Genomic DNA, 24,271 nt, shown 5'->3' with positions numbered 1-24,271 from the left:
ATAATCAGCGGGTCAATGGCTTGTAGCTGGGACGCTTGGGATTGACGCTATCCGGACCAAGGCGCCGAATCTTGTCATTCTCATAGTCTTCGAAGTTGCCTTCAAACCACTCGACATGGCTGTCGCCTTCAAAGGCGAGGATATGTGTCGCAAGGCGGTCGAGGAACATGCGATCATGGCTGATGATCACGGCGCAGCCTGCATATTTCTCCAACGCGTCCTCAAGGGCTGCCAAGGTTTCCGTATCCAGATCGTTCGTCGGTTCGTCAAGAAGAAGAACATTGCCGCCGGACTGAAGCATTTTGGCCAAGTGAACACGGTTACGCTGACCACCGGAAAGATTTCCAACCTTCTGCTGCTGATCCGTCCCTTTGAAATTGAACGCCGAGACATAAGCACGGGAATTCATCTCATGCTTGCCAAGCTTGATGATGTCAGTGCCGCCGGAAATCTCTTCCCAGACATTCTTGTCAGCTTTCAGATGATCGCGGCTCTGATCTACATATCCAAGGTTGACTGTCTCACCAACGCGAATGGAGCCGGAGTCTGGCTTTTCCTGACCGGTGATCATCTTGAACAGGGTGGTTTTACCGGCGCCATTTGGTCCGATAATCCCAACAATGCCACCGGGTGGCAGCTTGAAAGTAAGGTTTTCGATAAGAACACGATCACCGAAAGATTTTGTAAGGTTTTCAGCCTCGATAACAACCTGACCGAGGCGTTCGCCCGCAGGGATCAGAATCTGCGCATCCCCGGGCCGCTGGTCATTGGCCGCATCAACCAAGGCATCATAGGCTTTGATGCGCGCCTTTGATTTGGCCTGACGCGCCTTCGGACTAGCGGAAATCCACTCACGTTCACGTTCCAGTGCCTTCTGGCGTGAATCATCCTCGCGGCCTTCCTGCAGCATGCGCTTGGACTTTGCACCGAGATACGCAGAGTAATTGCCTTCGTAAGCAATACCACGCCCCCGATCCAACTCGAGAATCCAGCCAGTCACATTGTCAAGGAAGTAGCGATCATGCGTGATCAAAAGCACTGAGCCCTTATATTCACGCAGATGCTTTTCCAGCCACGCAGTTGTTTCCGCATCCAGATGGTTGGTCGGTTCGTCGAGTAGAAGAAGATCCGGCTGCGACAAGAGCAGACGGCACAATGCAACACGGCGGCGCTCACCACCGGAAAGATTGGTCACTTCGCTGTCACCGGGTGGACAACGAAGTGCTTCCATTGCCATTTCGACTTGTGATTCCAGATCCCAAAGATTCTGAGAATCGATGACGTCCTGCAACTTGGAGCCTTCATCGGCTGTCTCGTCGGAGTAATTCATCATCAATTCATTATATCGATCAAGGATGGCCTTTTTGTCGGCGACACCATCCATGACGTTACCCATCACGTCCTTGGTGGGATCGAGATGGGGCTCCTGCGCCAGATAACCGACAGTAGCGCCATCGGCCAGCCAGGCCTCGCCTGTAAATTCCTTGTCGAGACCCGCCATAATTTTAAGAACAGTCGACTTACCGGCACCGTTCGGGCCGAGAATACCGATCTTGGCATCCGGATAGAAAGACAGGTGGATATTCTCGAGAACCTTCTTGGTTCCATATGCCTTGTTCAGGCCGGACATGTGATAGATGAATTGGCGTGCCATAACGCGCGTCACTCCGATGCTCGGGATTTCTTTTGAATGAATTTGCGCCGTATGTAGGCGAAAGGCTTAGCTGTGGCAATGGATAGCCACGAATTTCACCTCCACCAAACGAGCGAAACCGGGCGCGGATATTTCCGTCACCCGGTTTCCCCTCTGGTGCCGCAACGGGAAGCGTCCTCTTCTCCCCAGTAACGGCCATGTAAACTAATTCAGTCGCCACATGTTTCCTTAGTGCGACTACACCATTTGATCCACGATCCACTAACAATTGTAATAATCGGGAACTAATGTGCTTTAGGTTTAAAGTTCTGCGGCAAGTTTAAGAGGTTTGCAAGTGCTTTTGCAAAATAAAATTGCATAGCAGGTATACTGGCTAATTATTGTGCATAATATTCCAAAATTAAGGGTATTTTGCAGATTGTTTTCAGCGTTGACTAATTTTGCGGCACGTTCTCAATTGGCATCTGCACAAACAGGTTCGCCATGACATTTGATAATCCGGAAATTTTATCTGCTTCCAGTGATACCGCTATTGCAGTACGCCACATGCCAGCAAAAGCAGATCCTCGTGCAATTATTCAGATAAACCACGGATTAGCCGAGCATTCTTTGCGCTATAAACGATTTTCCGAGCTTTTGAGCGAGAAGGGTTTTCATGTCTATGCGCACGATCATCGTGGTCATGGATTCACAAAAGCACTGGATGCGCCCATAGGTCGATTCGCGACGAGAGATGGTATGGGCGCGGTGTTGCGTGATGTAGATACTGTCAATAACCACGCTCGTGAGCGCCATCCTAATTTGCCTGTAATAATTTTCGGGCATTCGTTAGGTGGTTTGGTCACGTTAAACTACCTGCTAAAGCATCAAGAAAAAGTCGATGCAGCTGCAATCTGGAATGCGAACTTCTCCGGCGGTCTATTGGGTAGGCTCGCGCAAGGCATCATTCTGGCCGAACGCATGTTTTTGGGTTCCGACGTTCCGAGCATGCTACTACCCAGGCTCACATTCCAGGAATGGAATCGAAGCGTGGACAATCCACGCACAGCATTTGACTGGTTGTCGCGGGACCCGGCGGAGGTCGATCTCTACGTGAACGATCCATTATGTGGCTGGAGCCCGACCGTCAGCATGTGGCGAGACACATTCGATTTGGTATTCACAGGAGCCGACGATAGATTGCTGGGTAAGCTGCGTCGCGATCTACCGATCAATCTGGTGGGTGGTGCCAAGGACCCTGCCACAGCCAAAGGCACTTCCGTAAAAGATCTGGAACAGAGAATGCAAAAGCTCGGCTTTAGCGATGTTACGACCAAAATCTACGCACATACCCGGCATGAGGGTCTGAACGAAATTAATCGCGATCTCATCATGAGCGAATTTGCCGATTGGGCAATCCGCGCAACATCCAAGGCAAGCCAATGAGCAACGTTCAGGCGAATGCTCCGCTGAAGGGCATACGGGTCATTGAATTAGCACGTGTGCTCGCCGGGCCATGGGCCGGCCAAGTGCTTGCTGATCTCGGTGCCGATGTAATCAAAGTCGAAAATCCGGCAGGAGGCGATGAGACACGTGGCTGGGGTCCTCCTTTCATTACAAGCGCAGAAGGCGAGAACCTTTCCGCTGCTTATTTCCATTCCTGCAACCGTGGCAAGCGCTCCATTACAGTCGATTTCACGACTGTAGAGGGACAGGAAACAGTAAAAGCACTTTGCCAGAATGCGGACGTCGTTCTGGAAAATTTCAAAGTGGGCGGGCTAGCCAAGTATGGGCTAGATTATGCAAGCCTCAGCGCTGAAAATCCCCGCCTCGTCTATTGTTCCATCACAGGTTTCGGCCAGACCGGCCCTTATGCTGCCCAAGCAGGCTATGATTTTATCATTCAGGGAATGTCAGGCTTGATGTCAGTTACTGGTGACCCGAATGGGCAGCCCCAGAAAGTGGGCCTGGCGGTAGCGGACGTGTTCACAGGACTTTATTCTGTCATTGCAATTCAAGCCGCCCTCGCTCACGCCGCCAAGACAGGCGAAGGGCAAATGGTTGATATGGCCCTGTTCGACGTGCAGTCTGCAGTAATGGCCAATCAGGCGATGAATTATCTGGCGACAGGAAATAGTCCTAACCGCATGGGCAACGCCCACCCGAATATCTCACCCTATGAAGTTGTACCGACTTTTGATGGTCACATGATACTTGCGGTCGGCAATGACGGACAATTTGCCAGATTCTGTTCGATTATCGAGCATCCTGAATGGGCAAGCGACGAACGCTTTCTGACAAATCGCTCACGGCTCGAAAATCGTTCTGCATTGACATCAATGATAAGTACCGAAACCCTGAAACGAACGCGTGCGGAACTCCTTGATGCATGCGCGGCAAATGCGGTGCCGGCAGGACCAATCAACAAGATCGGCGAGATGTTCGAAGACCCTCAAATCGTGGCCCGCCAATTGCGGCTCGACCTTGAGGATTCTCACGGCAGTTCCATCCCCTCTGTGCGCACGCCGATCATCATGTCGAAAACACCACTGACTTACACACGGCCGTCACCTCGTTTGGGAGAGCACAGTGCCGATATTCTCCAACAACTGAAGGACGCATCCGATGAAGACAGGCGGTGAGTTAATCGTTGAGGCCTTGGCCGCCAATGGTGCGGAACGGTTGTTTTGCGTACCGGGTGAAAGCTATCTGGCAGTATTGGATGCGCTCTATGATGCAAAAATCGGCATAACGATTTGCCGCGCTGAGGGTGGCGCAGCTATGATGGCCGAGGCTTGGGGCAAGCTTACCGGCAAGCCCGGCATTTGCTTCGTTACGCGCGGACCGGGGGCAACAAACGCCTCACCCGGCATACACATCGCCATGCAGGATTCGACACCAATGATCCTGTTTATCGGGCAGGTTCAACGCGACGCTCGTGAGCGTGAGGCATTTCAGGAAGTGGAATACCGCCATTTTTTTGCTGATACAGCCAAATGGGTTGCCGAAATTGATGATGCCCGGCGTATTCCTGAATTTGTAACCCGTGCGTTCTCGATCGCAACATCAGGCCGACCCGGCCCGGTTGTTCTGGCACTGCCTGAGGATATGCTTACTGATACCGTTGAAACAGTTGCGGCCAAGCCTTGGCAACCAGTGGAAACTGGCCCATCCGCTGCCAGCATCGAAAAGCTTGCGGACATACTGCAGGGCGCGACTAAGCCATTCATGATTTTGGGCGGATCGCGTTGGAGTCCTGAAGCAGTCAAATCGATCACCCATTTTGCCGAGAAATGGCACCTTCCCGTCGGCTGTTCTTTCCGGCGTCAGATGCTTTTCGATAATCTCCACCCCAATTACGCAGGCGATGTGGGGATTGGCGTTAATCCGGCGCTGGGTGCACGCGTAAAGGAAGCGGATGTATTGCTACTCGTTGGTGGGCGGTTTGGTGAAATGCCCTCTTCCGGCTATTCCTTGATGGACAGCCCCTATCCAAAACAAACCCTGATACATATCCACCCTGACGCAAACGAGTTGGGACGGGTCTATCGCCCCGCGCTTGCGATCAATTCTGCTCCTGACGCATTCGCCGAAACGGTTGAGCATCTCGCGCCACCTTCACATATCAACTGGCCGGGCGAAGCTGATGCGGCGCATAAGTCGTATCTTGAATGGTCGACACCGCCGCAAAGCGGGCCGGGCAGAGTCGCGATGGGACCGATCATGTCATACCTTGAAACAGTTTTGCCTGAAGATGCGATCATGACCAACGGAGCGGGCAACTATGCGACGTGGCTGCATCGCTTCCATCGCTTTCGCCGCTATGCAACGCAGGCCGCACCCACATCCGGATCAATGGGTTATGGCCTTCCCGCCGCAGTAGCTGCGAAACAGCTTCATCCCGAACGTACTGTCGTCTGCTTTGCCGGAGATGGCTGTTTTCTCATGAATGGGCAGGATTTTGCTACCGCAGTAAAATACAATCTGCCGATCATTGTTCTTGTTATCAATAATGGCATCTACGGCACAATCCGCATGCATCAGGAACGAGAATATCCGGGCCGGGTGTCCGGCACGGACTTGACCAATCCCGATTTCGCCATGCTCGCCAGAGCCTATGGTGGCCACGGTGAAACGGTAGAAACAACCGCAGAGTTCGAAGGTGCTTGGCAACGCGCGCTGCAGAGTGGAAAACCGGCCATTATCGAAATTCGGCTTGATCCTGAAGCGATCACTCCGGCAAAAACATTGAGTGACTTCCGCAACCGCACATAAACCCGATGGTGTACGGGGGCATTCAGTGTTATTGAGCCCGCCCGAGAGGGAACTTCCCTGAATAATATGGAGATCAGCAATGGCTGAAGCATTTTCCAATTGGCTGCATACGGTTTTTATCGAACAGTTTGACGCTTGGATCTTGCTGGGCTTCTTCGCTCAAGCTTGCTTCACTATGCGCTTTGTCGTCCAATGGCTTGCTTCCGAAAAAGCAAAGAAAAGCGTAATGCCGGTGGCATTCTGGTTCTTCTCGCTCTTTGGTGGCGCCCTGCTTTTCGTTTACGCTATCGTTCGCAAGGACCCCGTTTTTATTGCAGGCCAAGGATTTGGCCTGTTTGTCTATGTGCGCAATTTATGGCTCATCGCCAACGAGAAGAAAGCGTTGACGATAGATACGTAAGTGATCACTTACCCAATCAGCGGCCGACCTACGGAGTGATACTCAAGACCTGAGCCTTCCAGTTCCTGTTCATTGAAGACATTACGCAGATCGAACAGAATATTGCCGCTCATCAAGTCTGAGACCGTCTTCAGATTGAGCGAGCGATAGGCATTCCATTCCGTCAAAAGCACAGTAATGCCCGCTCCCTCGATGGCGTCGTAAGCCGATTTGCACCAAGTAACACCTGTCAAAACCTGTTCCGCTGCGCTACGGGCTTCAGGATCGTGTGCCCGCACGGCAAGGCCTGCACTCTGCAAGGCGGGAACAATGTCCAAAGCCGGGGACTCGCGAATGTCATCCGTGTTGGGCTTGAATGCTATTCCGAGCACGGCAACGGACTTGGCACCGCTCCTCTTTGCGGCTTCCACGATCCGCTCAGCCATTGAACGCTTGCGCTGCTCATTAACCGTGACGACCTGCTCGATCAGTGTCTGAGGTGCATTCATCTTACGCCCCGTCGCGGCGTAGGCACGGGTATCTTTCGGGAAGCACGAACCGCCAAAGCCAGGGCCTGCATGCAGGAACTTTGAGCCGATCCGGTTGTCCATGCCAATCGCACGGGCAACATCCTGCACATTGCCGCCGCTCTTCTCACAAAGATCGGCCACCTCATTGATGAAGGTCACCTTCATCGCGAGGAAAGCGTTGGCCGCATATTTGATGATCTCGGCATTTTCCAGCGTTGTGACGATCATGGGTGTCTCGCGCAGATAAAGCGGACGATAGACCCGCTTCATTGCATCGGCGCCCGCATCATCATGCACGCCAACCACAACACGATCCGGCCGCAGGAAATCCTCGACTGCTGAGCCCTCACGCAGGAATTCCGGATTGGACACCATGGAGAACGGCACACCCGGCCGTGCCTTGGCGATGCGATCCCTCACATCGGCATTTGTGCCGACAACCACTGTGGATTTAATGACAACAACTGCGTTCGGCTTCATTGCCGCTGCAATCTCATCGGCAGCGGCATGAATGTACTGAAGATCCGCCTCACCATCACCGCGCCTTGAAGGCGTGCCGACGGCAACGAAAATCACATCGGCTTCAGCAACAGTTTCGGCAAGCTCTGTTGTGAACGTCAGCCGGCCATCGCGCGCATTACGTGCCAGAAGCTCATCCAGACCCGGCTCGAAAATGGTAACTTCGCCCGCTTGCAGGCGTTTGACGATAGCAGGGTTTTTATCTACGCATGTGACTGTAAAGCCGAATTCGGCAAAGCACACTCCCGATACCAGACCGACATATCCGGTCCCGATCATCGCAATCTTCATCGAAAAATTCCAATCCGCATCTTTTGGGCTGTATCAGTTTCTGGCGCAGACATTTCGCATAATTGGCGCAATATGCCAATCGCTTGCAACGCCCGGTGGCATTTAATGCCACCGGGCGTTGATAAGCCTGTATGATCAATCCAGTTTGACTGGCTTGCGCTCAGGACCCTTGCGTTCAGCAGAAGCAGCCCAGAGATTTACATTGGCGTCATTCGCATAGGTATCGATCTCGGTAAGCTCAGCGTCGGTGAACTCGAGATTATCAAGCGCCTTTACACAATCAACGACCTGTTGTGGTTTGCTGGCTCCAATCAATGCGGTGGTGATCCGGCCCTTCCTCAACACCCAAGCCAAAGCCATTTGTGCAAGGGTTTGCCCGCGCCGGGACGCAATATCATTTAGCGAGCGAATATTCGCGATGTTCTGATCACTAAGGAAGTTCGGGTTGAGTGATTTACCCTGCGCTGCACGGCTCTCTTCTGGAACGCCCTTGAGATACTTGTCTGTCAGCATTCCCTGCGCCAGAGGCGAGAACACGATTGACCCAATACCCAAATCTTCCAACGTATCAACCAGACCATCTTCCTCAATCCAGCGATTGATCATAGAGTAACTGGGCTGGTGGATAAGGCATGGCGTGCCCAGTTCTTCAAGAATTGCAGCTGCTTCACGCGTACGGTGGGAATTATACGAGGAAAGCCCGACATATTGAGCGCGGCCGGACCGGACAATATGATCAAGCGCCATCATCGTTTCTTCAAGAGGCGTGTCAGGATCAAAACGGTGTGAATAGAAGATATCAACATAGTCGAGCCCGAGCCGCTTCAGGCTCTGGTCACAGCTGGCGATCACATATTTACGACTACCCCATTCGCCGTAAGGACCGGGCCACATGCCGTAGCCTGCCTTGGACGAGATAATCAGTTCGTCGCGATAGGCTTTAAAATCTGTTCGTAGAATTTCACCAAAAGCGGTTTCCGCTGAGCCGGGAGGTGGGCCGTAATTATTGGCCAGATCAAAATGCGTAATGCCAAGATCGAAAGCCTGATGGCAGATGGCCTGCTTAACATTATGAGGCGTATCGTCACCGAAATTGTGCCATAGACCCAGCGAGATCGCTGGCAGTTTCAACCCGCTACGACCACAGCGATTATACTTCATTTTGTCGTAACGCTTGGAATCCGGGATATAGCCCATAACATTCGTCCTGTTTTCATCATTTCATAGGCCGCACACGAAGGCGACTCTTTGTGCGGCGGGACTATGACCCAAACAGTTTATGATGTCATGACATGAATCGTCACGCTTTAATGACTTTCCCATCATTATCGAAGCGATAGGTGCGCCCTGCGTCTGGCGTCGCGTAGAGGATGCCATCGACATCGTATTGGTGTTCTCCAAACAAACGCACAGTGAGCGGTCCGAAATCGGTTTGAAGATAGATTATCGTGTCGGCACCCAAATGCTCGACGTGGATGACAGAACCCTTCCACTCGCCGGATGTGGCGCTTACCTGAATATGTTCAGGACGAATACCGATGGTCTTCGCATCACTCTGGCCGAGCTTCGTCGCATCGATCAGGTTCATCTGCGGGGAGCCGATGAAACCGGCCACAAAGACAGTCTGTGGAGAGTTGTATAACTCCATAGGCGACCCGACCTGCTCAATTTTGCCCTTGTTCAAAACAACGATTTTGTCAGCGAGCGTCATCGCTTCAACCTGATCATGCGTCACGTAGATCATGGTTGCTTTGAGTTGACGATGAAGGCGGGCAATCTCAAGTCGCGTGTTCACGCGTAGTGCCGCATCCAGATTTGACAGCGGTTCATCAAAGAGAAACAGCTTCGGCTCACGCACGATAGCGCGGCCGATTGCAACGCGCTGGCGCTGACCGCCGGAAAGCTCTGAAGGGCGGCGTTCCAGATAATCATCCAGCGACAACATCGCGGATGCAACCTTGGTGCGCTCCTTAATCTCGTCTGCAGGTTTTCCTGCCTGCTTCAACCCCAAGCCCATATTGTCGCGAACTGATAAATGCGGGTAGAGCGCATAGGTCTGGAACACCATCGCAATGCCGCGTTTTGCAGGGGGCGTATTGTTGACCTTCTTGCCATCAATCAGGATTTCGCCGGAAGTTGCATCTTCCAAACCCGCGATTACGCGCAGCAATGTGGACTTTCCACATCCCGATGGTCCGACAAAAATGACAAACTCGCCATCCTCCACCTCAAGATCGATACCTTTCAGTACATCTACGTGGCCAAAGGACTTAACGATATTTTCGATCTTCAAAGAACCCAATGTCTTGTTCCCGTTTCTTGATTCAAATTTATAGGTTTACTGGCTGCCCGGTACGGACACTTTCGTCGGCAGCAAGGCAAACGCTCAGCGAGCGCACCGCATCCTGCATGTGACGCGTAAGATCGATATTCTCGCGGATTGCCTTCAGAACAAACGCCTGCTCGAGATCGCAAAGCTCCTGATGACCGGGCTCACCTGCCATATTCAATAGTTCGTCTGGTTTGGCGAAGCGGCCATCAGAACCCATTGCTGCCGAGTGCAGTTTTATCGTTGAAGTCTTGGTGTGAGAGTCGATGTCATCCGACTTTGCATTCTGATCCATGACGATGGACACGCAACCATTCGGCGATATGACGTCCTTAACGAAGAAAGCCGTTTCCGAAATCATCGGTCCCCAGCCTGCTTCATACCAGCCCACTGTTTTGTCATCGAACAAAACTTGCAGATGGCCATAATTATACATATCGGGCGCAATCTCGTCGGACAGCCGTACACCCATACCGCGAACCTGCACAGGCTTCGCATCAGTTATCTGCAGCATCACATCGAGATAATGCACGCCGCAATCGACGATTGGTGAGGTCGTCTCCATCAGGGCTTTATGTGTACCCCAAGTCGCGCCACTTGATTGCTGGTTGAGGTTCATACGGAAAACGTAAGGACCGCCGAGCTTGCGCGCTTCTTCAATCAGTCTGATCCATGACGGATGATGGCGCAGGATGTAACCGATGACCAATTTGCGGCCATGTTTTTTGGCAGCAGCGACGACGCGCTCCGCATCGGCAACCGTTGTGGCAAGGGGTTTTTCGACGAATACATGAGCTCCCGCTTCCATTGCCGCTACAGCGTAATCCGCATGGCTGTCGGAATAGGTGTTAATGGACACCAATTCCGGCTTGAGTTCCGTCAAGGCCTTCTCGAAAGATGGATGGATGGTGTAACCCGCAAGCTCCGGCTGCAACGAAACAACGGATCGATTTACCAGACCGACGATCTCAAATCCCGGATTTTCATGATAGGCGAGCGCATGGCTACGTCCCATGTTGCCGAGCCCTGCAACGAGGACTCTGATTGGCTTTTGTTCACTCATTTCACGGCTCCAGCGGTAATGCCGCGGATCAGTTGCCGCGAGAAGATCAGATAAAGAACCAGCACTGGAACGATCGCCAAAGTAAGCGCGGCAAGAACAGCATTCCAGTTGGTCACAAACTGGCCAATGAAAACTTGGCTACCCAAGGTGATCGTCTTGGTGCCGTCGCTTGGCGCAAGGATGAGCGGAAACCAAAGATCGTTCCAGATCGGTATCATCGTAAAGACGGCGACAGTCGCCATTGCCGGCCTGATCAGTGGTAATACCAGCCTGAAGAATATTGAATATTCAGAGAGACCGTCGATACGCCCTGCATTCTTAAGATCATCAGAAACTGTCTGCATGAATTCGGTGAGGATGAAAACAGCCAGAGGCAGTCCCTGTGCAGTGTAAACGAGGATCAGCGCGGTCAGCGTGTTCACCAGTCCTGCCGCAACCATCCCTTGGAGAATGGCAACTGTACCGAGGCGGATAGGGATCATGATACCAAGCGCGAGGTAAAGCCCCATCAGGGTATTGCCGCGGAACCGGTATTCCGACAACGCGAAAGCAGCCATTGCCCCGAACAACAGGACAAAGAAAATCGATACGGCAGTAACGATAAAGCTGTTCTGGAAGTAGAGCGTAAAGTCGCCCTGCTTCAACACTGTCTCATAGCCCACAAGGCTGAAAACCGATGGCGTCGGCAATCCCAAGGGATCTCGGAAAATCGAAGCTCGATCCTTGAAGGAATTGATGACAGTCAGAAATACCGGGAACAAGGCAATGAGAGTGTAGCTTATCAATGCCAGATGAACGAGACCGGTGCGGACAGGAGATGCTGTGGTTTTTGCCATGATCGTGATCCTAGAACTGGTACCGGCGCATGCGCCGTTGGATGGCAAACAGATAAAGGCAAACGCCCGAGAGGATGATGAGGAACATCACCGTCGCAATGGTCGCGCCCATGGATTTATCGCCGATCTGTAGCTGGAAGCCAAAGAACGTGCGGTAGAGCAGCGTGCCGAGAATATCGGTTGCGCCATCCGGTCCGGCCAGCGCACCCTGCACCGTATAAACCAGATCGAATGCGTTGAAATTACCCACGAAAGTCAAAATAGAGATAATGCCGATGGAAGGCAGGATCAGCGGAAGCTTGATCTTCCAAAACTGGCTCCAACCCGTCACACCATCACATTCAGCAGCCTCCAGAACTTCGTCAGGAATGTTCAGCATAGCCGCATAGATCAGCATCATCGGGATGCCGACATACTGCCAAACAGAGATCAGCGACACTGCAATCAACGCTGAGCCGGGTTTACCCAGCCATGGAGAGAACAGTGATTTGAGACCCACCAGATCCAGCAGGAAAGGCGAGACGCCCCATATTGGCGAAAGAATGAGTTTCCAGATGAAACCGACGATAACAAATGAAAGCAATGTCGGCAGGAATAGAGCTGTACGATAGAACGCACCAAAGCGCAGCTTGGGCACTGACAGGAGCGCAGCCAATGCGACACCGATTGGGTTCTGCACAACCATATGAATAACGAAGAAGATAAAATTGTTCTTCAGGGCATTCCAGAAGCTGGCAGCCCAACGCGGGTCACCGAAAAGCACGGCAAAATTGTCAAAACCCACAAATACACTCTGGCCATCTTTGACGTTGAAAAGCGAAAGGCGAAGCGTTTCGATGAGTGGCAGGATCATGACCGCCGTGTAGACGAGCAAAGCTGGCGTCAAAAAAACCAATATATGCCAGCGCCATGGACGCTTGTCGTTGCCGCTATCGGCCGATACTTGCTCGACTGTGCTCATGGATAAACAGAACCCCTGCTTTTGATTTTGGCCGCGTCACAATACGGCGCGCAGCTGCCGCTCAAAAATATTACGTCGATGCAATCGAACGTTGGTAAAGAAATGAACGGGGCATCGTGCGACGCCCCGTTCATTAAATGCGCTTACTTGGCTGGCTTGTACCAGCTGTCCAGACCGTCCTGCAGCTTCTTGGCCGCAACTTCAGGCGTATCCGTACCATTGATAACGTTGGCGGATTCTACCCAAGTCTCGTTTTCGAGGTTTGGAGTGCCGCGCGACAGAATCTGGTACGTTGAACGAATGGTTGGCTTGCACTTTTCGCGCCAGGAAACGAATTCCTGTGCCAACGGGTCCTGCATCTTTACCGGTGTCGAATTCAGGCTGAAGAATCCTGGAAGTGCATTGGCATAAATGTCCGCGAATTCCGGTGAAGCGACCCAATCAAGGAACTTCTTGGACTCTTCCGGATGCTTGCTCTTTGCGTTCAGACCAGCACCGATATCATTATGGTCGGAGATGTAGCATGCATCGCCCGCGTTCTTAACCGGCGGTGCGAATGCGCCCATCTTGAACTGAGCCTGCGTATTGAACAGGCCGATTTCCCATGAACCAGCAGGATAAATCGCAGCACGACCGAGCGTGAACAGGTTCTGGCTGTCCGGATAAGTCTGAGCTTCAAAACCGTCACCCAGATAATCCTTCCACTTCAGCAGAACCTTGTAAGGTTCTACCCAAGGCTCATCGGTCAGCTTTTCCTCGCCTTTGATCAGCTTGGCGCGACCTTCTTCACCCTTCCAGTATGTCGGGCCGATATTCTGGTAGCCCATGGTCGCGGCTTCCCAAAGATCTTTGGTGCCCATTGCCATTGGAATGTAAGTGCCATCAGCCTTGATCTTGTCAAGAGCTGCAAAGAATTCAGCTTCCGTTGCAGGGATAGCTATGCCGAGCTTGTCGAATGCATCCTTGTTGTAGATGAAACCATGAATAACCGAAGCCATCGGTACGCAGAATGCGTCCTTGCCATCGTCAGTTGTCCAGGCAGCCTTCGCTACATCGGAGAAATTCTTCATTCCAGCCAGATCGTTGAGGCTGGCGAGATTACCGCGCTTGAACTGTTCCAGCGACTTGTCGAAAGGGCGGCATGTAATGATATCGCCAGCGCTGCCCGCATCAAAACGCGCACCAAGAGCGGCGTCATATTCTGTAGGTGGCGTCGGAGCAAACTTGACCTTGATCCCCGGGTTCTTCGCTTCAAAGGCAGGGATCAGCTTTTCCTGCCAGATTGCAAGATCGTCTGTACGCCAGCTTTCAATGGTGATCTCCGTGTCGGCAGCATGCGCAAAACCGGCTGTAGCCAGAATGCTTGTTGCCATTAGCAGTGATTTTAGTGCCTTGCTTCCCATTTTAGTCTCCTGTTGCACCCTCATGAGCAGTGCCGTTAATGAGAACCCGGGCTCCTAGCGGGAGCCAAGGATCCCTTTCAGTTCCGAAAGCGACGGGCGAAGCCTCTGTTGATTGCTTTCGAGAATTCTTGCAGCCTTTTCCGTGTCCTGCGCACCGGCAGCGAGCAGTATTGCTGATTTGACCGAGCCGCCGCTGGCATCCAGCAACTTCATCGCTTCATTGAGATCGCACGAACTTACGGCCGAGACGATACGAGCGGCGCGCTCGCGTAATTTTACATTGTCAGCTACCAGATTGACCATGTAGCCGTCATGCACATGACCAAGACGGACCGCCATCAGTGTAGACAGCAAATTGAGCGCAATTTTTTGCGCCGTGCCCGCCCCCATGCGTGTCGAACCAGCAACCATTTCGGCCGGCGTTTCCAGTGCTATGGTAACATCGGCACCATTGAAGATCGGTACGTTTCGATTGTTGGCGATTGAAATAATGCGAAGGCCACGTTTTTTGGCCTCCTCGATTGCTGCCAGAGCATAGGGGGTTGTACCGCTCGCTGAAACTGCGATCAGACAGTCACCCTTTGCCAAACCTGCATCGGCAATGTCTTTTGCTGCTTGGCTGATATCATCCTCATATGTACCGGCAAGGCGATTAAGACTGGCGATGCCGCCAGCGAGGAGGATAACAATCTTATCCGGCGCGATACCGTAAGTGCCGGGTATCTCCAGTGCATCCGCCAGCGCCATAAGTCCCGAGCTACCGGCAGCTGCATATGCGAGCTTGCCACCCCCGGCGATTGTTTCAGCAGCTATACGTGCCGCATCGGCTATCGATTCCAGCTCGCTCGAGACGGCCTTCGCGGCATCGATTTGCGCCTCTAGCAGCAAACGCAGAACGGCATCCGGTGACTTCTCGTCAAGCCCGGTCGCTCCGTCATTGCGCTGCTCGGTGCGGATAAGTGCCACTCTGTTCTCCTCGTTTTCATAATTAATGCCAAAAAAATACCACTTGTCCAGTAAATCTTAAAAAATTCCTGCAGTCATTTACGTATAAGGAATTTTATGCATTAATAACAACATATTATAGGAAAACTTCAAAATGCGTAAATTAATGCTTGGCTATTGGTACTTTATTGGTATTCTATTTGTGGAGGGCAAATTGGCGTGACTTATCTCCTTGGAATCGATGGCGGTGGAACAGGTTGCAGAGCGGCATTGGCCGATCTGAGCGGCCGCATCCTCGGCGTCGGCAAGAGTGGTTCAGCCAATATCATGACCGACATGGAAACTGCCCGGCGTAACATTCTGAACGCAACTGAAGCAGCCTTCAAAGAAGCGGGTATCGCCAGTTCGTCTATAAGCTCGCTTTCAGCAGTTCTTGGATTGGCCGGTGCAAATGTTGGCGACAATGCTGCCAATTTGAAAGCTGCACTTCCATTCAGGAACGCTGTTGTTTCTTCCGATGGCCTTATCGCACTTCAGGGCGCAATCGGGGACAATGACGGAACGGTCATCATTCTCGGAACTGGCTCGGTTTTTATCACGCGGGATGGCGATGATGTACGCTATGCTGGCGGCTGGGGCTTCAAGGTCAGCGATCTTGGCGGAGGGGCACGCCTAGGTCGGCATCTGCTGGAAGAAACGCTGCTGACTTATGACCGCTTTCACATTGCCTCTCCGCTGACCGATACGGTCATTCAGCGGTTTGAAAACAACCCGCATAAAATTGTCCAGTTTGCGCATTCGGCCAGCCCAAGTGATTTTGGGACCTTCGCGCCACTAATCTTCGAATATGCCGCCAAAGAAGATGCAATCGCCCTTGCATTGTTGCAGACGGCGGTTGATCAAATTGAAGAAGGGCTCGAAGCGATCATGTCTGTTCGCCAAACGCGTCTTTCTCTTTTGGGTGGACTTGGGCCACTTTATGAAAAGCGGCTTTCACCTCGTTATCAAAGCAAGCTACAAAAGCCGTTGAATGACGCGCTCACAGGAGCGGTCCAGCTTGCCGTAAAAAACTTTGCTTCATCATCAGCGGAGTACACGCATGTCTGACGGCTTGATCGGCATACTCCCTACTCTGAATGATGGTTCGATTGCAGGCGGCCCTCTCTACGTAAAATTGCAGCGCCTGATTGAAAACGCAGTAATCGAAGGCATGCTCAAACCCGGGGATGCGCTGCCGCCTGAACGCGAACTTGCTGCAATCGCTGATATTTCCCGGGTGACTGTCCGTAAAGCAGTTCAGGGATTGGTGAATGACGGCTTGCTCGTACAGCGCCATGGCTCTGGGACTTTCGTCGCTCCACGCTCTGCCCGCGTCGAGCAGTCGTTGACGCATCTGACTTCATTTACGGAAGATATGGCCCGGCGTGGCATGGTTGTCCGCTCGACCTGGCTTGATCGCGGCATCTATTCACCCTCTCCCGAGGAAATGGTAACGCTGGGCCTGACCTCAGGTGAGAGAGTTTCACGGATCAGTCGTTTGCGTGTCGCCAACGATACGCCAATGGCTATCGAAAGAGCCGCGTTATCTGTCCATGTGCTGCCCAATCCGGAGCTGGTGACACTATCGCTTTATGCCGTTCTGGCTGCCAGCGGCAACCGTCCGGTTCGCGCAATACAGCGGATCTCCGCAGCGATCCTCAAGGAGAATGACGCCAAATTGCTACAGGTTCCCGCCGGATCGGCCAGCCTGAACATTGAGCGAATTTCCTATTTGGAATCCGGGAAAGTGATTGAGTTTACCCGATCCATCTACCGCGCAGACGCCTATGAATTTGTCGCCGAGTTGAAACTTGGCGACAGTTCGGAAATATCAGGAGCAGTACTTTGAGCAAGACAACATTAATGCGGGAAGAAATCTTGTCCATTCCCGATGTGACAACACGATTTCTCGATAGTTCCCGCGACACCCTTGCAGCTGCTGGCGCAAAACTGCGTGAAAAGAACCCGCCATTTCTCGCATCAATTGCACGAGGTTCATCGGACCACGTCACCGCTTTCCTCAAATATTCCAGTGAATTGACAGCGGGTATTCCTGTTGCATCACTCGGTCCATCGGTCGCCTCCATTTATGGCGTGACACTGAAGCTTGGTAGCGCGGCCACCCTGTCCATTTCTCAATCCGGGAAGAGCCCTGATATTGTCAGCATGACAAAGGCGGCACGCGACAGCGGCGCACTAACAATTGCCATAACAAACGTCATCGATTCCGACCTTGCCAAAACAAGCGACCTGTCAATTGATATCCTTGCCGGTCCAGAGCGAAGCGTCGCCGCGACGAAATCCTTCGTCAGTTCTGCGGTAGCCGGACTTGCACTTATTGGACATTGGACCAATGACCAAAAACTACTAGCCGCTATCGACGCGCTTCCCGAGGCAATGGCGAAAGCAGTGAACTGTGATTGGTCACCTTTCGCGGCTGCTTTGGAAAATGAGAACTCGCTTTTCATTCTTGGTCGTGGGCCTTCCCTTGCCATTTCCAATGAGATTGCCTTGAAATTCAAGGAAACCAGCGGCGTGCATGCGGAGTCTTACAGCGCCGCTGAAGTGATGCACGGGCCAAAGGCCATCGTCGGTGCCGGTTTTCCAGTTTTGGTTCTTGCTGCCCGGGATGCTGCCGAGGCGTCGCTTGTCGATGCAGCAGACCGCTTGGCTGAGCAAGGCGCTGCAGTCTTCCTGACATCAAACAAAACCTCGAAAGCAACAGCCCTGCCCTTTGTTGCAACATCGCATCCACTGACCGATCCGCTCGCGCTGCTTGTTTCATTCTATGCATTTGTAGAAGGGTTTGCGCGCAGCCGCGGCCTTAATCCGGATGAGCCGCCGCACCTACGCAAAGTGACCGAGACCACATGAGTACTGTTTACGCAATTACCGGCGCCGCTATTTTTGATGGCGAGAATTGGCACGAGGATTCTGCACTGGTTGTGGATCAAGGCGCCATCAAGAATATCGAATCTGCCAGCACTTTATCTGCGGATATCCGTCGGGTTGAAATGAATGGCGGCAAACTTGTACCCGGATTCATCGACGTACAGGTGAACGGCGGTGGCGGCGTATTGCTCAATGACGGGCCAAGCCTTGATGCCATCCGCACCATTTGCGATGCGCATTTTGCTTTCGGCACCACAGCACTGTTGCCAACGCTTATTACCGATACACCGGAAATCACAGCGGCTGCCATTGCCGCAGGTAAAGCTGCTGCACAGGAGAAGGTCGCAGGCTTCATAGGATTGCACCTTGAGGGGCCTCATCTTTCCGTCAGCCACAAAGGCACACACGATCCACAGCTGATCCGGCCGATGGATGATGCCGATTTGATAGCAATCATCGAAGCAGTTCAGGAAATTCCGGTACTCCTCACCACAGTCGCTCCCGAAACCGTCCCTCCTGAAAAGATCAAGGCGATGGCCGATGCCGGTGTGATTGTAAGTCTGGGCCACAGCGGCGCGTCCTATGAGACAGCCGTTGCCGCGCGCGAGGCAGGCGCATCAATGGTCACCCATTTGTTCAACGCTATGAGCCAGCTCGGCCATCGCAGTCCCGGTGTGGTTGGCGCAACTTTGGAATCAGGCGAGCTGTCCGCAGGCTTGATTGCGGATGGTTTTCATGTCGACAAGGCATCCATGTCTATTGCACTCCGAGCAAAACAGGGACCCGCAAGAATATTCCTCGTGACAGATGCGATGTCTACAATCGGAACCGATATTACATCGTTCACGCTCAATGGCAGGACGATAACGCGGGCGGGCGGGCGACTAACGCTTGATGACGGAACTCTCGCCGGTGCCGATCTCGATATGATCTCTGCAGTCCGCTTTGTGCACAAGGAGTTGGGGCTCTCGCTCAGCGAATCTCTGCGCATGGCCTCGCTTTATCCTGCACAGAGCATTCGTATTGACCATACTCATGGCCGTCTGTTGCCGGGTTATAGGGCTAACATTGTCCACCTGACAGAAAACCTTGATGTGGATCACGTCTGGATAGATGGTGATGTCCACTATGCGCGTTGACGCCAGAGCGTAATTCACTCTAGGCTTACATGCAGGAGACTTCAGCATGGCCAAAGACGCATTGATTGTTATCGATGTTCAGAACGATTTTTGCGAAGATGGCACCCTTGCTGTTTCTGGCAGCAACGAAATTGTCCCAATTATCAACAAGCTGATACTTCGCTTTGACAGGGTCATCCTAACGCAGGATTGGCATACACCTGCCCATTCAAGCTTTGCTTCCAGTCATCCCGGCAAAGCGCCGTTTCAAACCATCACGATGCCTTACGGTGAACAAACACTTTGGCCGGTTCATTGCGTCCAAGGTACGAACGGAGCTGACTTCCACCCCGATTTGCAATGGACAAAAGCAGAGCTTGTTATCCGCAAAGGGTTTCGCCCGCACATCGACAGCTATTCGGCTTTTTATGAAAACGACCATGTCACGCCAACAGGTCTTGCTGGCTACCTGAGAGAACGTGGCATAACCCACGTTACCTTTGCCGGGCTGGCAACTGATTTTTGCGTTGCCTATTCCGCCCTCGATGCCGTGGAGCAGGGTTTTACCGCTGAAGTCCTGCTCGATGCATGCCGGGCCATTGATCTCGGGGGCTCTCTTGCGGCCATGACAACGAGAATGCGCAAAGCGGGTGTGACCCTCATTTGAAAAGGTGAAAAGTGAACAGCTGCGCATTTTTTCCACAGGCATAATAGCCTGATTTGCCCAAAGTCAGAAAGTTGTTGTTTCTCTGTCACATAATGAGGATACTTAGCCCAAGCGCGCTAAAGACGACGCCTCATTATGGGAGATTGCAATGACTATTCACGGCACCAAACTCACTGTCGCCCTCGGCATTTTATTGGCCTCATCGACCGCATCGTTCGCAGTTACCGAAATTAGCTGGTGGCACGCAATGCCCGGCGCGAATGGCGAAGTAGTGCAGGAACTGACGAAAGAATTCAACGAAAGCCAGAGCGAATACAAGGTCGTGCCCGTGTTCAAGGGCACCTATCCGGAAGCGCTCAATGCTGGCATTGCCGCGTTCCGCGCCAAGCAGGCCCCGGATATTCTTCAGGTTTTTGATGCTGGTACAGGCGTCATGATGGGAGCGGAAGGCGCGATCAAGCCAGTTGCAGACATCCTGTCTATGGGTGAAACCAAGTTTGATAAGAGCCTCTACCTGCCGGGTATCGTTTCCTACTATTCAAAACCAGACGGCACCATGCTGTCATTCCCCTATAACAGCTCCTCGCCGATCCTCTATTACAACAAGGATATCTTCAAGAAAGCCGGTCTTGACGAAAACACTCCTCCAAAGACCTGGCCTGAAGTTTGGGACGCTGCAAAAAAGATCAAGACCAGCGGAGCAGCTAACTGCGGGTACACCACAGCTTGGTTGACATGGATTCACACGGAAAACTACGCTGCCTGGAACGACATTACCTGGGGCAGCAATGAGAACGGCATTGGTGGCGTTGATGTTGAACTGAAGATCAACTCGCCTCTCTTCGTAAAGCATTTTCAGGAGCTGGCTGATCTCGCAAAAGACGGCACTTTCCGTTATGGCGGTCGTACATCCGAGGCCAAGCAACTCTTCACCTCAGGTGAATGCGGCATCTACAATGATTCATCGGGCGGACTTGGCGACATCATCAAGTCTGGCATGAACTATGGCACGGGCCAGCTTCCCTACGAGCCGGAAGCAAAGAATGCACCGCTGAATACCATACCGGGGGGTGCAAGCCTTTGGGTATTTGCTGGTAAATCGGACGAACAGTACAAAGGTATTGCTGCCTTCTTCAACTTCCTGTCCAAAACTGAAATCCAGTCGAAACTCCATCAGGTGTCAGGCTATCTACCTGTTACTTTGGCGGCCTACGAAGATACGAAGAAGTCCGGATTCTACGAAAAGAACCCTGCTCGCGAAATTCCAATCCAGCAGATGATGGGCAAGGCGCCGACTGAAAATTCCAAGGGTGTTCGTCTCGTCAACCTGCCGCAGGTTCGCGATATCCAGAACGAAGAGTATGAAAACATGCTCGCTGGCAAACAGACTGCTCAACAGGCGCTTGATAATGCCGTAGAGCGTGGCAATGCCGCCATCAAGCAGGCCATCGGCCAGTAACTCAGCCATCGAAAACACCCGCCCGTATAATCTCATACGGGCGGGATTTATTTAAGCGAGGCACTCATGGCATCGTCAACGCGTGTCACTTTCCCCAACAAGTTTCTGCCCTATCTCCTACTGGCACCACAGTTGGCGATCACAGCAATCTTCTTTTACTGGCCTGCATCGCAGGCGATACAACAGTCGGTGTTGCGCGAAGACCCCTTTGGACTATCTACACAGTTTGTCGGATTGGCCAATTTCAAACGCGTTCTGAACGATCCCAACTACCTCAACTCGCTTCAGGTCACTGTCATATTCTCAATCGCCACGGCCTTGATTGCCATGGCTTTCGCTCTGTTGCTTGCAGTAATGGCCGATAAGGTCATCCGTGGCAAAGGCATCTATCGTACACTGTTGATATGGCCCTACGCCGTGGCTCCTGCGATTGCAGGCATGCTCTGGCTGTTCCTCTTCAATCCCTCAATGGGTACATTGGCATATCTTCTTCGCTCGACCGGATATAACTGGGACCCTCTGCTCAATAGCGATCAGGCCATGGTCCTGGTAGTAGCGGCAGCATCGTGGAAACAGATCAGTTACAATTTCCTGTTCTTCGTCGCCGGTTTACAAGCTATTCCCAAATCGCTGATCGAAGCTGCTGCCATTGACGGCGCGGGAGAAACGAAGCGCTTCTGGACTATAATTTTCCCACTTCTTGCACCCACGACCTTCTTTCTGCTCGTCGTAAATACGGTTTACGCCTTCTTCGACACATTCGGCATTATTCACGCTGTAACGGGCGGTGGACCGGGCAAGGCAACAGAAACCTTGGTGTACAAGGTTTACAATGATGGCTTCGTCAACCTGATCCTCGGAGACTCGGCTGCTCAGTCCGTTATTCTGATGGTGATCGTCATCGCTATGACAGCGGTCCAGTTCCGCTATGTCGAGCGTAAAGTTCATTACGGCTGAGGGAAAACGGACCATGATTCAAAACAATCCCATCGGCCGCATCATAGCCCATATCATTCTGATTATCGGCATTTTGATCGTTGCTTTCCCGATCTATTACACTTTCGTCGCTTCAACGCAGACCTTGCAGGACATTATTCGGCCACCGCTATCGCTCCTACCCGGCGGTCATTTCTGGGAGAATTACTCCAGCGCTCTTTTTGGTGGTATCAGCAAAATCGGTGGTGTCGGCGTTGATCGCCTTTTGCTCAACACGTTGATCATGGCGTTGGGCATTGCCATTGGCAAAATCATCATTTCCATATTGTCTGCATACGCGATCGTCTTCTTTCGGTTTCCGGGACGTATGTTCTTCTTCTGGTTCATTTTCATAACGCTGATGCTGCCCGTCGAAGTTCGCATTCTGCCCACCTATAAAATCATGGTCGACCTTGGTTTGATTGATACCTATACGGGCCTTATTCTTCCCCTTATGGCCTCCGCAACGGCGACCCTGCTGTTCAGACAATTCTTCATGACAATACCGGGTGAATTGGTCGAAGCGGCGCGTGTTGACGGTGCCGGACCGTGGCGGTTTTTCAAGGATATTCTCCTGCCACTCTCGAAAACGAACATCGCCGCGCTGTTCGTGATCCTCTTCATCTATGGCTGGACCCAGTACCTCTGGCCGCTGCTTATGACCAATCGCAACGATATGGCGACAATCGTCATTGGTTTGCGAAAAATGATCGACTTCACCGACGCCAACACACAATGGCATCTGGTGATGGTCACCTGCATTCTTGCCATCGTGCCCCCAATACTTGTGGTTGTTTTGATGCAACGCTGGTTTGTGCGCGGACTGGTTGAAACGGAGAAATGATATAATGGCAAGTGTAGAACTGACAGACGTCCGCAAGGTCTATGGAAGCTCCGTCGAAGCGGTAAAGGGCGTCAATATTTCCATCCATGATGGAGCGCTTTGCGTGCTGGTCGGGCCATCCGGCTGCGGAAAGTCCACCTTGCTGCGAATGATCGCTGGTCTGGAATCCATTACCGACGGCACCGTCAAGATCGACAGCACTGTCGTCAATGATCTTGGTCCAGCCGAACGCGACATTGCCATGGTCTTTCAGAACTACGCGCTTTATCCGCATATGAAGGTCTATGACAATATGGCCTACGGCCTGCGTAATCGTGGCATGCCCAAGGACGAGATCGACAAGCGGGTTAGAGATGCCGCACAAATCCTTGAATTGACTCAGCTTCTGGAGCGTCGTCCCAAGGAACTTTCCGGCGGTCAGCGGCAGCGTGTTGCAATGGGGCGTGCTATCGTTCGCAGCCCCAAAGTATTCCTTTTTGACGAACCCCTTTCAAATCTGGATGCAAAGCTACGCGGCCAGATGCGCGTGGAAATCAAGAATCTGCAACGCCAGTTGGGTGTTACCAGCGTTTATGTTACTCACGATCAGTTGGAAGCAATGACGTTGGCAGACATTCTGGTTGTCATGAATGGTGGTGTTGTGGAGCAGATCGGCGCGCCGCTGGACATATATGAGAAACCAGCCAGCACTTTCGTGGCGAGCTTCATCGGCGCACCGCCAATGAACCTTGTCCCTGTTACCGCAGACGGCTCCGGACTTATCTTGAAAGACGGCACGCGTATTGGTGCACAAGGTCTTGAAGTTCCCACATCAGGGGCCATTATCGGCTTCCGTCCCGAAGACCTCGAAGTGTCGGCCGGGACAAACACCCATGTCGGCGGATTGGCGCTTGATCTGAAGGTGCTTGGTGTCGAACCCGTTGGTGCCGAAAGTTATGTTTACGGCATCATTGGCGGCGAGCGTGTCGTCGTTCGCGTTGCCGGCCGCTCTACGTCAGAGACTGATGACCATTTGCGCGTGATCGTGCCAAAGGAAAAACTGCATCTCTTCAACGATGCAGGCAAGCGGATATAAAAAACCTCCCCGCTGGGGAGGTTTTTCATTTAAAGGAC

General features: G+C 52.4%; 22 protein-coding genes. 13 read left to right on the top strand and 9 right to left on the bottom strand.

Going from position 1 to position 24,271, the window contains the following annotated elements:
• Positions 1–4: 4 nt before the first annotated feature.
• Positions 5–1,654, bottom strand: a complete 1,650-nt coding sequence (gene ettA, locus ABKW30_RS13270; protein WP_348599398.1) for an energy-dependent translational throttle protein EttA — start codon at positions 1,652–1,654, stop codon at positions 5–7.
• A 483-nt stretch (positions 1,655–2,137) separates the two neighbouring features.
• Here ettA and ABKW30_RS13265 point away from each other — a divergent pair, with 483 nt between their 5' ends.
• The 4 genes from ABKW30_RS13265 to ABKW30_RS13250 all read left to right on the top strand — a co-directional run bounded on the left by ABKW30_RS13265 (position 2,138) and on the right by ABKW30_RS13250 (position 6,308).
• The gene (locus ABKW30_RS13265; RefSeq protein ID WP_348599397.1) at positions 2,138–3,079 is read left to right on the top strand and encodes an alpha/beta hydrolase; all 942 of its coding nucleotides are present in this window, start codon (positions 2,138–2,140) and stop codon (positions 3,077–3,079) included.
• Complete coding sequence (locus ABKW30_RS13260; protein WP_348599396.1) at positions 3,076–4,275, top strand: CaiB/BaiF CoA-transferase family protein; 1,200 nt, start codon at positions 3,076–3,078, stop codon at positions 4,273–4,275. Before ABKW30_RS13265 ends, ABKW30_RS13260 begins: the two co-directional genes overlap by 4 nt.
• Positions 4,259–5,908, top strand: coding sequence for a thiamine pyrophosphate-binding protein (locus ABKW30_RS13255; RefSeq protein ID WP_348599395.1), 1,650 nt, complete (start codon positions 4,259–4,261; stop codon positions 5,906–5,908). The genes ABKW30_RS13260 and ABKW30_RS13255 overlap by 17 nt, the downstream gene beginning before the upstream one ends.
• A 79-nt stretch (positions 5,909–5,987) precedes the next feature.
• The gene (locus ABKW30_RS13250) at positions 5,988–6,308 is read left to right on the top strand and encodes a lipid-A-disaccharide synthase N-terminal domain-containing protein (RefSeq protein WP_348599394.1); all 321 of its coding nucleotides are present in this window, start codon (positions 5,988–5,990) and stop codon (positions 6,306–6,308) included.
• A gap of 8 nt (positions 6,309–6,316) precedes the next feature.
• Here the strand turns inward: ABKW30_RS13250 and ABKW30_RS13245 are convergent, their stop codons facing one another.
• The 8 genes from ABKW30_RS13245 to ABKW30_RS13210 form a co-directional block, all read right to left on the bottom strand.
• The gene (locus ABKW30_RS13245) at positions 6,317–7,627 is read right to left on the bottom strand and encodes a UDP-glucose/GDP-mannose dehydrogenase family protein (protein WP_348599393.1); all 1,311 of its coding nucleotides are present in this window, start codon (positions 7,625–7,627) and stop codon (positions 6,317–6,319) included.
• Between the two features lie 135 nt (positions 7,628–7,762).
• Complete coding sequence (gene mgrA / locus ABKW30_RS13240) at positions 7,763–8,824, bottom strand: L-glyceraldehyde 3-phosphate reductase (protein WP_348599392.1); 1,062 nt, start codon at positions 8,822–8,824, stop codon at positions 7,763–7,765.
• Between the two features lie 103 nt (positions 8,825–8,927).
• The gene (locus ABKW30_RS13235) at positions 8,928–9,929 is read right to left on the bottom strand and encodes an ABC transporter ATP-binding protein (protein ID WP_348599391.1); all 1,002 of its coding nucleotides are present in this window, start codon (positions 9,927–9,929) and stop codon (positions 8,928–8,930) included.
• 28 nt (positions 9,930–9,957) lie between these two features.
• Positions 9,958–11,019 carry a Gfo/Idh/MocA family oxidoreductase gene (locus ABKW30_RS13230; RefSeq protein WP_348599390.1) on the bottom strand — a complete coding sequence of 354 codons (1,062 nt, stop codon included), beginning with the start codon at positions 11,017–11,019 and terminating at the stop codon, positions 9,958–9,960.
• On the bottom strand, positions 11,016–11,855 hold the full coding sequence (locus ABKW30_RS13225; RefSeq protein WP_348599389.1) for a carbohydrate ABC transporter permease: 840 nt from the start codon (positions 11,853–11,855) through the stop codon (positions 11,016–11,018). Before ABKW30_RS13225 ends, ABKW30_RS13230 begins: the two co-directional genes overlap by 4 nt.
• 10 nt (positions 11,856–11,865) lie before the next feature.
• Complete coding sequence (locus ABKW30_RS13220) at positions 11,866–12,816, bottom strand: sugar ABC transporter permease (protein WP_348599388.1); 951 nt, start codon at positions 12,814–12,816, stop codon at positions 11,866–11,868.
• A gap of 143 nt (positions 12,817–12,959) precedes the next feature.
• Positions 12,960–14,219, bottom strand: a complete 1,260-nt coding sequence (locus tag ABKW30_RS13215) for an ABC transporter substrate-binding protein (RefSeq protein ID WP_348599387.1) — start codon at positions 14,217–14,219, stop codon at positions 12,960–12,962.
• A 54-nt stretch (positions 14,220–14,273) separates the two neighbouring features.
• Positions 14,274–15,185, bottom strand: a complete 912-nt coding sequence (locus ABKW30_RS13210) for an N-acetylmuramic acid 6-phosphate etherase (protein WP_348599386.1) — start codon at positions 15,183–15,185, stop codon at positions 14,274–14,276.
• A gap of 198 nt (positions 15,186–15,383) precedes the next feature.
• Here ABKW30_RS13210 and ABKW30_RS13205 point away from each other — a divergent pair, with 198 nt between their 5' ends.
• The 9 genes from ABKW30_RS13205 (at position 15,384) to ABKW30_RS13165 (ending at position 24,233) form a co-directional block, all read left to right on the top strand.
• The gene (locus tag ABKW30_RS13205; RefSeq protein WP_348599385.1) at positions 15,384–16,271 is read left to right on the top strand and encodes an N-acetylglucosamine kinase; all 888 of its coding nucleotides are present in this window, start codon (positions 15,384–15,386) and stop codon (positions 16,269–16,271) included.
• On the top strand, positions 16,264–17,052 hold the full coding sequence (locus ABKW30_RS13200; protein WP_348599384.1) for a GntR family transcriptional regulator: 789 nt from the start codon (positions 16,264–16,266) through the stop codon (positions 17,050–17,052). Before ABKW30_RS13205 ends, ABKW30_RS13200 begins: the two co-directional genes overlap by 8 nt.
• A gap of 14 nt (positions 17,053–17,066) precedes the next feature.
• Positions 17,067–18,077 (top strand): SIS domain-containing protein, encoded by a 1,011-nt coding sequence (locus ABKW30_RS13195; RefSeq protein ID WP_348599792.1) that lies wholly within the window; start codon positions 17,067–17,069, stop codon positions 18,075–18,077.
• On the top strand, positions 18,074–19,234 hold the full coding sequence (nagA, locus tag ABKW30_RS13190; RefSeq protein ID WP_348599383.1) for an N-acetylglucosamine-6-phosphate deacetylase: 1,161 nt from the start codon (positions 18,074–18,076) through the stop codon (positions 19,232–19,234). The genes ABKW30_RS13195 and nagA overlap by 4 nt, the downstream gene beginning before the upstream one ends.
• A 46-nt stretch (positions 19,235–19,280) precedes the next feature.
• A complete protein-coding gene (pncA, locus tag ABKW30_RS13185; RefSeq protein ID WP_348599382.1) occupies positions 19,281–19,880 on the top strand; it encodes a bifunctional nicotinamidase/pyrazinamidase in 600 nt (199 codons plus the stop codon).
• Positions 19,881–20,028: 148 nt separating this feature from the next.
• Positions 20,029–21,339: a sn-glycerol-3-phosphate ABC transporter substrate-binding protein UgpB gene (gene ugpB, locus ABKW30_RS13180; RefSeq protein ID WP_348599381.1), complete on the top strand. Its 1,311-nt coding sequence runs from the start codon at positions 20,029–20,031 to the stop codon at positions 21,337–21,339.
• Positions 21,340–21,405: 66 nt separating this feature from the next.
• Positions 21,406–22,296: a sn-glycerol-3-phosphate ABC transporter permease UgpA gene (ugpA, locus tag ABKW30_RS13175; RefSeq protein ID WP_348599380.1), complete on the top strand. Its 891-nt coding sequence runs from the start codon at positions 21,406–21,408 to the stop codon at positions 22,294–22,296.
• A 13-nt stretch (positions 22,297–22,309) separates the two neighbouring features.
• Positions 22,310–23,158: a sn-glycerol-3-phosphate ABC transporter permease UgpE gene (ugpE, locus tag ABKW30_RS13170; RefSeq protein WP_348599379.1), complete on the top strand. Its 849-nt coding sequence runs from the start codon at positions 22,310–22,312 to the stop codon at positions 23,156–23,158.
• Between the two features lie 4 nt (positions 23,159–23,162).
• Entirely contained in the window at positions 23,163–24,233 is a 1,071-nt protein-coding gene (locus ABKW30_RS13165) for a sn-glycerol-3-phosphate import ATP-binding protein UgpC (protein ID WP_348599378.1), read from the top strand.
• The last annotated feature ends 38 nt before the right edge of the window (positions 24,234–24,271 follow it).

This window comes from Phyllobacterium sp. SB3 (assembly GCF_040009165.1).
GTDB lineage: Bacteria > Pseudomonadota > Alphaproteobacteria > Rhizobiales > Rhizobiaceae > Phyllobacterium.
This window is presented reverse-complemented; position numbering and strand designations above follow the sequence as displayed.